A 13,871-nucleotide genomic window follows, 5' to 3' on the forward strand; every position below is an offset into this window, starting at 1 on the left:
TCTACCGCCATCGTTCCCGATCGTCGCGACTACCGTGAGTGGCGCGAGCGCACACTGTCGATGAGATCGGGCCACCATGAAGATCGCCGTGCACGCCTTCGACGGCGTCACCCTGTTTCACGTCGCCGTACCCCTGGAGGTCTTCGGTGAGGTCTCGCGGCAACGACTCGCCGAGGACTGGGACGTCCGCGTGTGGAGCGAGGACGGCGGGCCTGTGCGCACCGCGGAGGGGCTGCTCCTGTCGGACGTCGCGGGACCGGAGGCTGCGGCGTCGGCGGACCTGGTGATCCTTCCCGCGTGGCACGCTGATCTACGGCTGCCCTCGGCGGAGACCGCCGCCCTCATCCGCTCGGCACGTGACCGCGGAGCGTCGGTCGCCGGCCTGTGCCTGGGCGCTTTTCCGGTCGCCGCCTCGGGCGTGCTCGACGGGCGGAGCGCCGTCACCCACTGGGCCGGAGCCGACAGGCTCAAGGAGCACTTCCCCGCCGTGGTCGTGGAGCCGGATGCGCTGTACATCGACCACGAAGACGTCCTGACCTCGGCGGGAACGGCCTCGGCCCTGGATGCCTGTCTGCACATCGTCCGCACACATCTGGGCGCCGCGGCCGCGGCCAGGGTCGCCCGCCACCTCGTCATCGCTCCCCACCGAGAAGGCGGACAGGCCCAGTACATCGAACGTCCACTGCCCGCCCAGGAGGGTCAGGGGCCGATCGGTGAGGTCCTCGAGTGGGTGCTCGCCAACCTGGATCGGCCGTTGCCCGTGGCGGAGCTCGCGGACCGGGCGGGGATGAGCAAGCGCAATTTCACCCGCCGCTTCCACCAGACCACGGGCACGACTCCGGCGCAGTGGGTGACCGATCGTCGACTCGACGAGGCGCGCACGCTGCTGGAGACGACGACCTGGCCGGTCGGCCGCATCGCGCGGGCTTGCGGGTTCGCCAGCCCGGTGACCCTCCGGCAGAACTTCGTCGCCGCCTACGCCACGACACCGACCTCCTACCGACGGCGCTTCACGAGCTCCTGAGCAGCACCCGCCCCACCGCGCCGAAACCGCCGGCTATAGCCGGCGGTTTCGGCGCATCGACCCTCCGGCACGATCATCGGAACGAGGAGAAGGAGAGGTATGCGCGCGGATGTGGCATGGATGGAGCGGCACCAGGTGACGCTGTACATCGGGGGCTCGCCGTCGGTGGCGTCCTGGGGTTCCTCGTCCCGAGCCTCGCGGGCCCGGCCGAGGCCGCGATCCACCCGGTGCTGGTGTTGCTGCTGTACGCGACGTTCCTCGGCATCCCGTTCGGCCGACTCGGCCGCGCATTCGGCGACCGGCGCTTCCTCGTCACCGTCCTGGCCGTGAACTTCGCGCTGGTCCCCACGGTCGCGTGGCTGGTGTCGCGGATCGTCGCCCACGACCAGGTGCTCCTCGTCGGCGTGCTGTTCGTCCTGCTGACCCCGTGCATCGACTACGTCATCGTCTTCACCGGGCTCGCCGGCGGTGACGCCGGACGACTCCTCGCGGCCGCGCCGCTGCTCATGCTCGCCCAGATGCTCGTCCTGCCGCTCCAGCTCTGGATGTTCGTCGGGGTCGAGTTCGCCCGCTCGGTCGAGTTCGCGCCCTTCGTCGACGCGTTCGTGTTCATCATCGCCCTCCCGCTGGCCGCCGCCGCACTCACCCAGATCGCCGCCTCCCGCACGGTCGCCGGGCGGCGCATCGAGCAGGTCGTCATGGCCGCGATGGTGCCGCTCATGGTCGCCACCCTCGCGGTGGTGGTGGCGTCGCAGATCGCCGGCGTGAGTTCTCGCCTCGGATCGCTGCTGCTCACCGTGCCGGTCTACGTGCTGTTCACCGTCGTCATGGTGCCGATCGGGACCGCGGCCGGTCGCCTCGCACGCCTGGACGTTCCCGCACGTCGAGCGATCGTCTTCAGCGGCACGACCCGCAACTCCCTCGTCATCCTTCCCCTGGTGCTCGCCCTCCCCGACGCGTACGCCCTCGCGCCGCTCGTGGTCGTCACCCAGACGCTGGTCGAGCTGATCGTCATGGTCGCCCTTGTCCGGCTCGTCCCCCGGCTGGTGCCGGACACCACCTCGCTGCGGGAGGCCTGACCACTCCGCTCGTGATGCGAGACCGCCCCCATGTATAGGATGCGACTCATTCTCAATACATGGAGGTGGGTATGTCGCGTGCCATCGAGACGGATCTCTCGACCGCATCGTTCGACCAGGCCGAACCTGTGGAGTTGATAGCTCGGTGGCGGCGTTGTGTGGCCGCTATGTGACGGTGATCGACGATGGCCGTTGCGGCTTCGACGACGTCGTCAGCGAGGCGCTGTCGCTGGTCCGGTCGTGGCCAGGTTCTCACGCAGTTGGGCGAGCTGTGGGGACTGCTGCACGGGTAGGTGACAGGTTGGGTCAGGCCGCCTGAGTGGCGGCTGTGGCTATGGTGGCCTCGTATTCGATGGGCGTCAACCGACCGAGTCGGTCCTGGCGCCGGCGGCGGTGGTAGGTCCGCTCGAGCCAGGTGACGATGCTGATGCGTAGGTCCTGGCGGGTGGCCCAGCGGCGGCGGTCCAGGACGTTCTTCTGCAGGAGAGCGAAGAACGACTCCATCGCGGCGTTGTCGGCGCTCGTGCCGACCTGGCCCATGGATCCGACCAGGTGGTGGCGGCGCAGCGCGGCCAGGTACTTCCGCGACCGGAACTGGCTGCCCCTGTCGGAGTGGACGATGCAGCCGGCGACGTCCATGCCGTGCGCGGCGCGGGTCGCCACGGCGTTGTCCAGGGCCTGCACCGCCAGGCGTGACTTCATCCGGGCATCGATGGAGTAGCCGACGATGCGGCCCGACCAGACGTCCTTGACCGCGCACATGTAGAGCTTGCCCTCACCGGTGGGGTGCTCGGTGATGTCGGTCAGCCACAGCTGGTTCGGGCCGGCCGCGGTGAAGTCCCGCTCGACGAGGTCCTCATGCGCCGGCGGACCGGGCTTGCCGTTCTTGCCGCGCTTCTTACCGAACACACTCCACCAGCCGTTCTCCGAGCAGATCCGCCACGCGGTCCGGTCGCACATGCCCTCCCCGGCCTCACGGGCCTCGTCGGCCAGCAGCCGGTGCCCGAACTCGGGGTCGTCGCGGTGGGCGTCAAACAGCGCGTTCGCGCGGTAGGCGGCCGCCAGCTCGGCGTCGGTGACCGGTTCCTTCAGCCACCGGTAGTACGGCTGACGAGCGATCTTCAGCACCCGGCACGTCACCGTGACGGGGATCCCGTCGCCGGCCAGCTCGCGGACGAGCGGGTACATCATTTTGGGGAGATGTTCGCCTGAGACAGGTACGCCGCGGCGCGGCGCAGGACCTCGTTCTCCTGCTCCAGCAGCCGGATGCGCCGTTTGGCCTCGCGCAGCTCGGCCAGCTCCTCGCGGTCGGCGCCGGGCCTGATGCCGGCGTCGCGGTCGGCCTGGGTCATCCAGTTCGTCAGGCACGACTCGGAGATCCCGAAGTCCTTGGCCACCTGCTTGATCGTCACCCCCTCCTCGCGTTGACGGGCGACCCGGACGACATCGTCCCGGAACTCCTGGGGATAGGGCTTGGGCATGGTGCACATCCTTCCCTGCGGCGCCTCAGAGCACCACAGACTCGGTGTCACCTACCCGTGCAGCAGTCCCGTGCGGCAAGAGAGCTCGCTGCATCCTCTGTGAGCTGCAGGTTAGCGGGCTCATTGAGGGCGACGATCGATGGCCATGCGGCGTCGAGGGCAGTTCGTCCCTGATCGGTGATTGTGAGGTGAGATGGTCGACCACGGCCCTCGGTACTGCCGCGGATGAGGCCGCGGCGCTGGAGCTTGTTGACGGTAGCGGTAAGCGCTTGAGGGCGAATATGGAGTTGGCGCGCGATCTGCGCCTGCGTGATCCCAGGGTCATCGGTTGTGCACGCCAGCACGCCGAACTCGGCCGTGCTGATCCCCGCGGCTCTGGTTGTCCGCTCGAGATGACGTGCGGCTTCACGCGCAGTTTGCTGCAATTCCCACAGCACCAAGACAAGGTTGGGGTCACCTCCTGATCGGAGCGCCGCCTTCATGGCGTGCCGCGATAGCGACGCTGTCCCCACGCACCCGCGACGCTCAGCAGAGGTCGGGCCAGGGCTTGCGCTGGTCGATGACGCAGAGCGTTGATTACTCGCACGGGACCAAGGGACTCACGGATCGCTGCGCGGGCCCGGGGTGATATAGAACGCTGGTAGCGGGCGAGTGCGGAGTGTAACGGGGCGCCATCCAGATGCTCGGTGATGGCATCAACGAGGTCGGCGGCATCACAGATGGCCGTCGACGCACCCCGACCGCCGGTCGGTGGCATCGCGTGGATCGCATCTCCGAGCCCTGTGACACTGCGAGGCGTCCAATCTGCGATCGGTCCGGATGGGTTTGCCGCCCGGAACCTGAACGCTGCAACACGTTCGAGGTCCGAGGCCGACACGTGCTCGGTTAGCCAGGGCGACCATCGCGTGAGCAACGCGCCCGCCTGCTGGACCAGGTCACCTGCCGATGTGTGTCGGGTGCCCCTGAGGCTCTCGCTGCGGTTAATCGTGCCCCAGATAAGAGCTGGCCCGCCGGTCAAAGCCGCAACTGTCGGGTCGGTCGCAGCTCGCGAGGGGGGTTGTAGATCGAGAGGAAGACGCCGGTGCCGTCGGCCCCGAACGCCAAGGCCGGACCCCGGCGCAGGTAGGTCGGCGGGTCGTCTGTTCCGAGCGGTGCCCATCCCGCAATACCGGTGAGACCAAGATCGCGGGTGGGCGACGTGCCGAGGAACGAAGAGATGACCGTCGAATTTGCGCCGTCGGCGGCCACCACAAGGTCACCATCAACAACGGAGCCATCTGAAAGCGTGACCGCTGCACCCGTGTCATCCTGTGCTACATCGCGCACTGTCGATCCAAATCGGATCGAGGCGCTGATGTCCCTCGCAAGCAGGACTCTCAGCACTTGGCGTTGCGCCAAGATGCGGTCCTGTCCGGTGGGTTCAGCCGCGACCACGATCGGACGCAATTGGGAGTCCGCGATGGTGAACTGCTCGAACGCGCTCCCGGTGTCTGATACCAGCCGGATTTCTTCCATCAGCGCCCCTGGGATCAAATCTGCGAGTGCGCCGCAGGCTTCATCGTTGAGGCTAATGCGATACCCGCCCGTCTCCGCGGCAGCGACATCCTGCTCTACAACTACGACCTCAGCCTTCCCCGAGAGTCCGTGTGCCAGCGCGAGACCACCCATACCTGCCCCACACACGATGATCCTCATGCCGCAAGAGTATCAAGAGGTTGATTCTCCGCTCGATGGTTCTTGCATATCCGGCCGGATGACCAAGCATCTCGTGAAGGTACAGTTTTGTGAGACATCCGCTCGGGTGGCGGGCGGATCGTCTCGAGCTGGGCCGACAGTTGGCCGGAGTGTCTCGAGAAGTCGTCGCACCGTTCTTCGTCTCAGATCTTCCGACGGAGCGATTTTATGGGGCATCATGTGGCAATGAGGCTTCTGGGGTACACGCGAGTGTCGACGGCGGGGCAGGACCCGGCACTGCAGCTCGACGCTCTCCTTGCCGCCGGCGTGCAAAAGCGGGACGTGTTCTCGGACGTGACATCCGGGGCGAAAAGCGCAGCGGAGCGTCCGGGCATGAAGAAGCTCCTGGCCTACGCGGAGCCTGGGGACACGGTGGTGGTCTGGCGGATCGACCGACTGGGCCGGTCGCTGATCGACGTGCTCAACACCGTGAACCTGCTGCGGGACAGCGGCGTGAAGATCCAGTCGGTCTCCGACGGGATCGATCCCGAGACGTCGTCGGGCCGGCTCATGCTCGGGATGCTGGCAACACTGGCGGAGTACGAACGCGAGCTGATCACCGAGCGCGTCAACGCGGGAATCGCAGCAGCCCGGGCCCAGGGCACGAAATTCGGCCGGCCGCCCGTGAACCCGGAGGTCGTGGATCGCAAGCTCGCGATCGCTGCCGAAGAGAGAGCGAAGGGGCGCACCGCTGAGGAGGCGGCGCGCCTGGTGGGATGGTCACGGGCGACGCTCTACCGCCACCAGCGGGACGCCGCCGCTCGCGAGAGCATCGCGCAGGCGTGACATGGACGGGCCGCAGAAGTGGAAGATCCTGCGGCTCCACGTCGAAGACGGCATCCCACTGGCGAGCCTCGCTCGGGAGACCGGAGTGGGAGAGCGAACGCTCTCGCATTGGCACAGCCTCTACCGGACAGGTGGCATCTCGGCTCTTGAGCGGGCGCAGCGCGCCGATGCCGGCGTGCGTCGGACCGCGCCTGAGCTGCTGGCGTTCGTGGAGCACCTGGCTCTGACCAAGCCTCGCCCGACCATCGCGACGCTGCACCGCCTGGCCGTAGCCGAGGCTGCACAACGAGGCGTGAGCACGCCGAGCTACGCGACGGTGCGGTCGGTCGTGCAGGCATTGGATCCAGCGATGGTGACGCTCGCGCTTGAGGGGCCAGCGTCCTACCGGGATCGCCACGAGCTCGTCTTCCGCCATCGTGCAGAGCAGCCCAATGCCCTGTGGCAGGTCGACCACACCGAGCTCGACATCCTCATCAAGGACCCCAGCGGGAGACCATCCAGGCCCTGGTTGACCACGGTCATGGACGACTTCTCGCGGGCGATCTGCGGGTACATGGTCTTCGAGGGTGCGCCCTCGGCGATGAACACCGCATTGGCGCTGCGCCAAGCGATCTGGCCCAAGAGCGACCCCGCCTGGCCGATGTGCGGCATCCCGGACGTGCTCTACGTCGACCATGGCAGCGACTTCACCAGCCATCATCTCGAGTACACCGCGATCGCGTTGAAGATCCGCATCATCCACTCCGCCGTCGCCCGCCCCCAGGGCAGAGGAAAGATCGAGCGGTTCTTCCACACCGTCAACACCGAACTGCTCGCGACCCTGCCCGGGCGCCTCACCCCTGGACACCCACACCCCGTGCCGGTGCTGGACCTTCCTGGTCTCGACCGAGCCGTCGGGGAGTTCGTCGGCCAGTACAACCAGCGCACGCACACCGCGATCCGCACGAGCCCGAAGGTGGCCTGGATCGCTGAGGGATGGCTGCCGCGACTCCCCGAGAGTCTCGAAGAGCTCGACGGGCTACTTCTGCGGGTCTCCAAGCATCGCACCGTCCAGCGCGACGGGATCCACTTCCAAGGCCAGCGCTACCTCTCGCCCACGCTCGCCTCGTTCGTCGGGCGCACGGTCACCATCCGCTACGACCCCCGGGACCTGTCCGAGATCCGGGTCTACGACCACGACTCCTTCGTATGCACAGCGATTGACGAAGCCCACCCCAACCAGCGCTACAGCCTCCACGACATCGAAACCGCCCGACGAGCCCGCCGCCGGCAACTGCGCAAAGACATCAACGACCGCATCCCCACGACTCCACGACCCCCTGACGACCCGCCCGCTCCCGCGCGACGGCCCAGGAAGCGCCTGAAGACCTACGAAGAGGACGAGTAGATGAACCGCGACTTCATCGTCACCAAGGAACACCGCCGCTTCACCGAGTTCGCCGGCGCCATCCGCAAGGACGTCACCATCGGCATCTGCCACGGCGAGGCCGGGGTTGGTAAGACGCAGTCCGCCCGCCGGTACGCCCACTGGGACACCCTCGAACCCTTCATCCAAGCCTGGGGGCCACGCAGCGTGTGGTTCCCCCGGATCGTGGAGGGCTTCGGGCTACGCGGCGTCCGGGACGGACGCTGCGGTGGACTGCTCGTAGTTGACCGGTGACATCATGCCAGCCGCGCTATGCCGGCGTTGGTGGTTGTAGAATCCGTAGGCCCAGTCGATGACCAGGGCCCGGGCCTGGGCTCGGGTGTCGAACGCCTGCCGGGACAGGACCTCCCACTCCAGGGAGGAGAAGAACGCCTCGGCGGCGGCGTTGTCGAAGCACGACCCGACCCGGCCCATCGACTGGCGGATCCCGAGGTCGGCGCAGAGCCGGGTGAACGAGGTCGCCGTGTAGGTCGAGCCCCGGTCGGTGTGGAAGATGACCCGGTCGGACTCGTCCTCGCGCCAGATCGCCTCCTTGCCGCCGCGAGCGGTCACGGCCATCTGGATCGCCGCGCACGCCAGGTCAGCGTCGGGGTGGGCACTGGTGGCCGCGCCGAGCAACCGGCGCGAGTACAGGTCGATCACGGTGGCCAGGTACAGCTTGCCCTCGGCCGTGGGGATCTCGGTGATGTCGCCGACCCACTTGCAGTTCGGCGCCGGCGCGGTGAAGTTGCGACGCACCAGGTCCGGGAACTTGGGTGCGGTCTTGTCCTGCCTGGTCAGGCCGCTGCGCCGCTTGATGACGCGGGCGACCAGGCCTTGGCGGCGCATCGACTCGGCGACCGTCTTCTCGCTGATCTGCCAGCCAGCCTCGCGCAGGTCGGCGTGCAAGCGCGGTGAGCCGTGCAGGCCCTTGGCGTTCTTGAACGCGACGCGCACCGCGCGGTCGACGGTGTCGCGGCGGCGGTCGGTGTCGGTGAACAGCCCGCTGGCAGCGCCGGGACCGTCGGCGCGCTTGATCCACTTGTAGAACCACGCTTCGGAGACTCCGAGCAGCGAGCAGACAAGGGCGTGTGGCACGGCGTAGTTGGTCCTCTGGTCGGCGATGAAGCGTGCCACGCTCACTTCGTCGCCTCCTTCACCCACAGGACCACGGATCGCTTGAGGACATCACGCTCCATCCGCAGCTCGGCGACCTCGGCGCGCAGCCGTTTCAGCTCCTCGTAGTCGTCCTTGGACAGCTCTCCATGACCCTCGCGTGCGGCACGGGCGCGTTGGACCCAGTTGCCCAGCGTGCCCTCGTTCACGCCAAGATCGCGAGCGACCTGCGCGATCGGCTTGTTCGTCTCCTCGACGATCCGGACCGCTCCCTCACGGAACTCCCGGTCGTACTTCTTACGCTTCTCTGGCATCTCGATCCCTCATTGTGGATGCCTCTACGCTCCAGGGGGAACTTCAGCGAGGCCGACCTGAAACACTACGCCGCCGCCCACCGCTCCCGCACCGTGTTCTACACCCCAGAGGTCCTCGCCAAGCACCGCGATCTCATGCGCGACATCGAGTTCTACCGCGGCAAGGTCGGAGTGCTGATCTACGAGCATCTCTGCGCGATCGGGAAGATCACGACCACCGAAGTTCCCCGCACCATCGACTTCACCGAGCTGATCATCATCGACGAGGCCGAACGTCTCACGCCGACCTCACTCGAGCTACTCCGAGACCTCCACGACCGCCACCACGTCGCCCTCATGTTCATCGGGATGCCCGGCATCGACCAGCGGTTCCGCCACTACCCCCAGCTCTACAGCCGCCTCGGGTTCTCCCACCGCTACCGCGCCCTCGCGCGCGAGGAACTGCTGTTCGTCCTGACCTGCCACTGGAAGCGCCTCGGCCGCACCCTCGACCCCGAAGACTTCACCGACGCCCAGGCCATCGCCGCGATCGAACGCATCACCCGAGGCAACTTCCGCCTCCTCGAGCGCCTCTTCCCCCAAATCGGACGCGTCCTGAAGATCAACCAACTCGACACCATCACCGACGACGTCATCGAAGCAGCCGCCAGCACTGAGGTTCCCCCGGACCGTAGAGGCATCGACAATGAGGATCGAGATGCCAGAGAAGCGGAAGAAGTACGACCGGGAGTTCCGTGAGGGAGCTGTCCGGATCGTCGAAGAGACCGGGAAGCCGATCGCCCAGATCGCGCGCGACCTTGGCGTGAACGAGGGCACGTTGGGCAACTGGGTGAACCGCGCACGCGAGGCTGCCGAGGGCACCAGAGGGTTGTCGAAGGACGACGTCGAGGAGCTCAAGCGGCTGCGTGCCGAGGTCGCCGAGCTCCGGATGGAGCGTGATGTCCTCAAGCGATCCGTGGTCCTGTGGGTCAAGGAGGCGACGAAGTGAGCGTGGCACGCTTCATCGCCGACCAGAGGACCAACTACCGGGTGCCACACACCGTGACCTGCCTGCTGCTGGGGGTGTCCCTAGCGTGGTTCTACAAGTGGCTCACCCGTGCCACCGGACCGTCGGCGTCCAGCGGTCTGCACACCTCTCGGGACCGTCGCCGCGACACCATCGACCGGGCCGTGAAGGTGATGTTCACGAGCAAGCGCGGCCTGCATGGCTCGCCCCGCTTGGTCCATGATCTGCGTGACGACGGCTGGCAGGTCAGCGAGAAGACCGTCGCGGACTCGATGCGTCGCCAGGGCCTGGTTGCGCGTCGGATCAAACGTCGCAACGGGCTGACCAGGCAAGACAAGACCGCGCCGAAGTTCCCTGACCTGCTCAAGCGGGACTTCACCGCCCAGCGGCCCAACGCAAGGTGGGTCGGCGACATGACCGAGATCCCGACCGTCGACGAGCACGGCCGGCCGGGCCCGAAGCTGTACCTGGCGACCGTGATCGACCTCTACTCCCGGCGTCTGCTCGGCGCGGCCACCGGGCTGCATCCCGACGCCGAACTGGCCTGCTCGGCGCTCAAGATGGCCGTCGCGGCCCGTGGCGGCGTGGACGCGGTCAACGGTCCCGACTGGCGCACCGACGAGACCCAGCGCGTCATCTTCCACACCGACCGAGGCTCGACTTACACGGCGAACTCGTTCACCAGACTGTGCCGTCAACTCGGGGTCCGCCAGTCGATGGGCCGGGTCGGATCGTGCTTCGACAATGCCGCGGCCGAGGCGTTCTTCTCCTCCCTGGAGTGGGAGGTGCTGTCGCGACACGAGTTCACCAACACCCGCGCCGCTCGGGCCGTTGTGCTGGACTGGTGCTACGGGTTCTACAACCACGACCGCCGGCACAGCTCGGCGGGCATGATGAGCCCCGTCAGCTACGAGAACACCGCGGCCCTCGACCGGGAAGCCGCATAGGGAAGCCCTCCACGATTCGGGGGGAACCACAGCACCCTCATCACCAGCTAACGCCACTCACCCCCACCAGAAGCACGCCATCCACCGATCAACTCCACAGCAGCAGCCGGACCTGGCCTCGGGCGTCGTCAACGTCTGTGGGTGGTGCCTGCGCACCCGCGAGGAGACGGCCGAGTTCCTGGCCTTCCTGTCCTCGGACGAGGTCCTCGAGGGTCTCGCTGAGCGGATGAAGCTGGGCGCCACCAGCGCGGACGAGGCGGGGATGAGGACGATCATGCTGGAGTTGGCGCGCAACTCCATCCACGACTTCCTCATCGAGGACGAGGAGGCGCGGTTCGCCGACCGGATCACCTGCACCATCGGCAGGACGGCCGACGGTGGGTTCGTGCGCCTTCCCACGCTGGACACGCTGCGGCGCCTCTACGCGATCGACCCGGATGCCGAGGTGTACCCGCACGCCGGGCTGCTCGAGCAGGTCGACCTCCCCTACCTGCTCGTCCTGCCCTCGGAGGGAGTCGACAGCGCACTCCTCGAGCGGGCGAAGGAGGTGGAGGCGCGCAGACCGAACGTGTCGACGACCGTCATCGACACCGGTCCCAACCCGCAGATGTCCGATCCGTCCGCCGTCGCGGGTGCCCTCGCACCGTTCCTCACCCAGGCTGTCCTGACCCCGTTCGAGCCCTTGCCTCGCCAGCAGCATCGGGCGCGAGCCGGTCTGATCGCGTGACCCTCCGCAGTTCTCGTCACCCGGAGACGACAGCGCACACGGCAGCGACATGGCTGTGATGACGACCGTTTCGGTGTCGTTCGGGATGCTCACTCACGGGTTGCGGGTGGTCGCCACCGCGCGAAACCACCCTCAGTGTTGATGACCTGCCCCGTCATCCAGCGGCCCTCGTCGCTGACCAGCCAGGCGATGAGGCGGGCCGGGTCGTCGGGCTCGCCCATCCGCCCGAGGGGGAACATCGGGGCGAGCTGCGCCGTGAGCTCGGGTGTCATGTAGCCGGTGTCGACCGGCCCCGGGTTGACGGTGTTGACGGTGATCCCGGCGTCGGCCAGCTGGTCGGCCAGGCTCAGGGTGATGCCGGCCAGGGCGGCCTTGGACGCGGCGTAGGCGATCTCGCCGGGCATCGGCCCGAGCCCCTGACCCGAGGTCATGAGCACCACCCGACCACCGGCGCGCCCGTCGTGCTGAGCGGCGAACGCCTGGACCAGCAGCAGCGAGGCCCGCGTGTTCACGGCCCAGTGCGCGTCCAGCATCTCGGCAGTGAGACTGCCCACCGGGCCGTCTCCGCCGGAGCGCGCGTGGTTGCAGACGAGGATGTCGATGTGCCCGAAGGCCGCGACCACGCTGCTCACGACCCTGTCGGCGGCGTCGGGGTCCACGAGATCCACGGCGAGCTCCCTCACCTGCTGCTGCTCGTCGACGCACCGACCGCGGACCCCCTCGAGCACGGCTGTGAGATCGTCCGCGCCCCAGGGCTGGTCCTCGTCGTGGGGGCGATGGTGGGTGAGGAAGAGGTCCGCCCCGGCAGCAGCCAACCGCGAGGCGACGGCGAACCCGATGCCCTGCCGACGACTCACGCCGGTGATCAGGGCGACCCGCCCCCGAAGGGACCGCTCGTCACCGCCCATCAGAACCGCCCCTCGGGAGCACGTCATCGCGGCGCACCTGTTCTGGCTCGACGAGCGTCGACACTTCTCCACCTCTTCTGCGAGATGCCGGGCGTGTACTCCTGAACTCCACCACGATTCGACGCCCGACCGCACGAAGCGGTGACGCCGGGGTGTCGGTGCCTCCGAGCCCGGACGGCATCTCGTTCAGGCGCGCTCGATCGGGAACCAGAGTTCGCAGGTGGCCGTGCTGAAGTCGGGGGCGCGGTCGAGCACGGAAACGATGGACGGGCCGGGGCACAGCCGCCACGGGTTGGCGGGGAACCACTCGGTCGCGGACGCCGCGTAGGCCTCCTGCAGAGCCGCGGGATGCGGCCCGGAGGTGCGGAAGACCACCCACTCCCCCGCGCCCACCTCGATGACGTCGAGGTCACCGGGAACGTCGGTGGCGACCTCGACCGCCACCCCGTGCAGGTAGGTCAACTCGCTGCCCTCGGCGTAGTCGGGGTCGACGTCGGCGCTGACCTGGAGCAACCCCGCCGGCTCGGTGCTGCTGAGCTGCTTGAGGCGATCGTGCTCGGAGACGGGCAGAGCGGCGATGTGCCGCTGGATGTGCGGATTGACGCCTTCGTGAATGAGCGGCACGCGGGCTGCGTGGCCGATGAGGCGGAAGGCGGGTCGTGCGGTGATTCGGGCGTCCATGGGGGCGCTCCCTTCGACGGTGAGGCGGAACCTGAGCAGCGGTTGACTCCGAAGGGGGCCGCCGTCACGGCGTACGTCGCCGTGACTCGTGCCGTGTACGGCGCGGAACGCTCGCCCGAAGGCCTCGGTCGAGCCGTACCCGTAGCGCACGGCGATCGTGAGCAGATCCTCCCCGCCGATCACGTCGGCAGCGGCGACGGTCATGCGCCGCCGACGCACGTACTCGGACACCGACATCCCGGCGAGCGACGAGAACATGCGACGGGCGTGATACCCCGTCGTTCCCGACGACTGGGCGAGTCCGTCGACGTCGAGGTCGTCATGGTCGTGGAGGCACTGCTCGATCTCGTCGACGAGGCGGTTGAGGATTCCGATCATGGTCGCTCCCTTCGTCTCCCACTCTGCGCGGGGCGGGATGAGCGCCACCCGACTTCTCCGGTTCGATCCTGTCGGGTCGGGCTTGTGGACCCGTCCACCCGCTTCGTGGATCCAGCGGTGCATCTTCTGCCGGCTCTCCTGGATCGTCGCCATCGGTCCCAGGTGCACGCCGCACACGGCCTCGACGGTGGGCAGGTCGATGAGCTCCGCGCCGTCCGGTGCCTCGCTGAGGTTGGTCGCGTGGCCGACGGCGACGTCCAGGCCGTCGTCGGTGGGGGCGTAGGT

General features: G+C 67.9%; 16 protein-coding genes and 1 pseudogene. 9 read left to right on the forward strand and 8 right to left on the reverse strand.

Annotated elements, in window-relative coordinates:
• Positions 1-76 precede the first annotated feature (76 nt).
• Together QQK49_RS12350 and QQK49_RS12355 are read left to right on the forward strand one after the other, a co-directional pair.
• Complete coding sequence (locus QQK49_RS12350; protein WP_284304185.1) at positions 77-1,024, forward strand: GlxA family transcriptional regulator; 948 nt, start codon at positions 77-79, stop codon at positions 1,022-1,024.
• 116 nt (positions 1,025-1,140) lie between these two features.
• Positions 1,141-2,103, forward strand: coding sequence for an arsenic resistance protein (locus QQK49_RS12355; RefSeq protein WP_348536177.1), 963 nt, complete (start codon positions 1,141-1,143; stop codon positions 2,101-2,103).
• A gap of 306 nt (positions 2,104-2,409) precedes the next feature.
• On the opposite strand, the gene QQK49_RS12360 is transcribed toward QQK49_RS12355, so the two are convergent.
• The 4 genes from QQK49_RS12360 to QQK49_RS12370 form a co-directional block, all read right to left on the reverse strand.
• A protein-coding gene (locus QQK49_RS12360) for an IS3 family transposase (protein ID WP_284304186.1) occupies positions 2,410-3,584 on the reverse strand; the annotation gives its coding sequence in 2 pieces (ribosomal slippage) (positions 2,410-3,309 and positions 3,312-3,584; 1,173 coding nt in all).
• Positions 3,585-3,631: 47 nt separating this feature from the next.
• On the reverse strand, positions 3,632-4,021 hold the full coding sequence (locus tag QQK49_RS12365; protein ID WP_284304187.1) for a MarR family winged helix-turn-helix transcriptional regulator: 390 nt from the start codon (positions 4,019-4,021) through the stop codon (positions 3,632-3,634).
• Between the two features lie 41 nt (positions 4,022-4,062).
• On the reverse strand, positions 4,063-4,461 hold the full coding sequence (locus tag QQK49_RS23305) for an FAD-dependent oxidoreductase (RefSeq protein WP_431310586.1): 399 nt from the start codon (positions 4,459-4,461) through the stop codon (positions 4,063-4,065).
• Between the two features lie 137 nt (positions 4,462-4,598).
• Positions 4,599-5,279: an FAD-dependent oxidoreductase gene (locus QQK49_RS12370; RefSeq protein WP_284304188.1), complete on the reverse strand. Its 681-nt coding sequence runs from the start codon at positions 5,277-5,279 to the stop codon at positions 4,599-4,601.
• Between the two features lie 225 nt (positions 5,280-5,504).
• Here QQK49_RS12370 and QQK49_RS12375 point away from each other — a divergent pair, with 225 nt between their 5' ends.
• From QQK49_RS12375 to QQK49_RS12385, 3 genes and pseudogenes are all read left to right on the forward strand, one after another.
• On the forward strand, positions 5,505-6,104 hold the full coding sequence (locus tag QQK49_RS12375; protein ID WP_106818255.1) for a recombinase family protein: 600 nt from the start codon (positions 5,505-5,507) through the stop codon (positions 6,102-6,104).
• Position 6,105: 1 nt separating this feature from the next.
• Positions 6,106-7,491, forward strand: coding sequence for a Mu transposase C-terminal domain-containing protein (locus QQK49_RS12380; protein WP_284304190.1), 1,386 nt, complete (start codon positions 6,106-6,108; stop codon positions 7,489-7,491).
• Positions 7,492-7,677 (forward strand): annotated as a pseudogene (locus tag QQK49_RS12385) (AAA family ATPase); the annotation flags it as partial.
• Positions 7,678-7,710: 33 nt separating this feature from the next.
• Here QQK49_RS12385 and QQK49_RS12390 read toward each other — a convergent pair.
• Together QQK49_RS12390 and QQK49_RS12395 are read right to left on the reverse strand one after the other, a co-directional pair.
• The gene (locus QQK49_RS12390; protein WP_284302823.1) at positions 7,711-8,646 is read right to left on the reverse strand and encodes an IS3 family transposase; all 936 of its coding nucleotides are present in this window, start codon (positions 8,644-8,646) and stop codon (positions 7,711-7,713) included.
• A 2-nt stretch (positions 8,647-8,648) separates the two neighbouring features.
• A complete protein-coding gene (locus tag QQK49_RS12395; protein WP_182818941.1) occupies positions 8,649-8,939 on the reverse strand; it encodes a transposase in 291 nt (96 codons plus the stop codon).
• Positions 8,940-8,957: 18 nt separating this feature from the next.
• Here QQK49_RS12395 and QQK49_RS12400 point away from each other — a divergent pair, with 18 nt between their 5' ends.
• The 4 genes from QQK49_RS12400 to QQK49_RS12415 all read left to right on the forward strand — a co-directional run bounded on the left by QQK49_RS12400 (position 8,958) and on the right by QQK49_RS12415 (position 11,619).
• Positions 8,958-9,677, forward strand: coding sequence for an AAA family ATPase (locus QQK49_RS12400; RefSeq protein WP_284304191.1), 720 nt, complete (start codon positions 8,958-8,960; stop codon positions 9,675-9,677).
• On the forward strand, positions 9,637-9,927 hold the full coding sequence (locus tag QQK49_RS12405) for a transposase (protein ID WP_284302328.1): 291 nt from the start codon (positions 9,637-9,639) through the stop codon (positions 9,925-9,927). Before QQK49_RS12400 ends, QQK49_RS12405 begins: the two co-directional genes overlap by 41 nt.
• Positions 9,928-9,929: 2 nt before the next feature.
• A complete protein-coding gene (locus QQK49_RS12410) occupies positions 9,930-10,892 on the forward strand; it encodes an IS3 family transposase (protein ID WP_284302329.1) in 963 nt (320 codons plus the stop codon).
• A gap of 226 nt (positions 10,893-11,118) precedes the next feature.
• A complete protein-coding gene (locus QQK49_RS12415; RefSeq protein ID WP_284304193.1) occupies positions 11,119-11,619 on the forward strand; it encodes a hypothetical protein in 501 nt (166 codons plus the stop codon).
• Positions 11,620-11,708: 89 nt separating this feature from the next.
• On the opposite strand, the gene QQK49_RS12420 is transcribed toward QQK49_RS12415, so the two are convergent.
• Positions 11,709-12,554, reverse strand: coding sequence for an SDR family oxidoreductase (locus tag QQK49_RS12420; protein ID WP_348536178.1), 846 nt, complete (start codon positions 12,552-12,554; stop codon positions 11,709-11,711).
• Between the two features lie 159 nt (positions 12,555-12,713).
• Positions 12,714-13,586: an AraC family transcriptional regulator gene (locus tag QQK49_RS12425; protein ID WP_284305898.1), complete on the reverse strand. Its 873-nt coding sequence runs from the start codon at positions 13,584-13,586 to the stop codon at positions 12,714-12,716.
• Between the last annotated feature and the right edge of the window lie 285 nt (positions 13,587-13,871).

Source organism: Mobilicoccus caccae, assembly GCF_030161635.1.
GTDB lineage: Bacteria > Actinomycetota > Actinomycetes > Actinomycetales > Dermatophilaceae > Mobilicoccus > Mobilicoccus caccae.

What these genes read in the sequence shown, in the direction of transcription:
- QQK49_RS12350 (WP_284304185.1), top strand. Translation starts at nt 77, where the DNA reads ATGAAGATCGCCGTGCACGCCTTCGACGGCGTCACCCTGTTTCACGTC.
- QQK49_RS12355 (WP_348536177.1), top strand. Translation starts at nt 1,141, where the DNA reads ATGGATGGAGCGGCACCAGGTGACGCTGTACATCGGGGGCTCGCCGTC.
- QQK49_RS12370 (WP_284304188.1), bottom strand. Translation starts at nt 5,279, where the DNA reads ATGAGGATCATCGTGTGTGGGGCAGGTATGGGTGGTCTCGCGCTGGCA.
- QQK49_RS12375 (WP_106818255.1), top strand. Translation starts at nt 5,505, where the DNA reads ATGAGGCTTCTGGGGTACACGCGAGTGTCGACGGCGGGGCAGGACCCG.
- QQK49_RS12380 (WP_284304190.1), top strand. Translation starts at nt 6,106, where the DNA reads ATGGACGGGCCGCAGAAGTGGAAGATCCTGCGGCTCCACGTCGAAGAC.
- QQK49_RS12395 (WP_182818941.1), bottom strand. Translation starts at nt 8,939, where the DNA reads ATGCCAGAGAAGCGTAAGAAGTACGACCGGGAGTTCCGTGAGGGAGCG.
- QQK49_RS12400 (WP_284304191.1), top strand. Translation starts at nt 8,958, where the DNA reads ATGCCTCTACGCTCCAGGGGGAACTTCAGCGAGGCCGACCTGAAACAC.
- QQK49_RS12405 (WP_284302328.1), top strand. Translation starts at nt 9,637, where the DNA reads ATGCCAGAGAAGCGGAAGAAGTACGACCGGGAGTTCCGTGAGGGAGCT.
- QQK49_RS12415 (WP_284304193.1), top strand. Translation starts at nt 11,119, where the DNA reads ATGAAGCTGGGCGCCACCAGCGCGGACGAGGCGGGGATGAGGACGATC.
- QQK49_RS12420 (WP_348536178.1), bottom strand. Translation starts at nt 12,554, where the DNA reads ATGACGTGCTCCCGAGGGGCGGTTCTGATGGGCGGTGACGAGCGGTCC.
- QQK49_RS12425 (WP_284305898.1), bottom strand. Translation starts at nt 13,586, where the DNA reads ATGATCGGAATCCTCAACCGCCTCGTCGACGAGATCGAGCAGTGCCTC.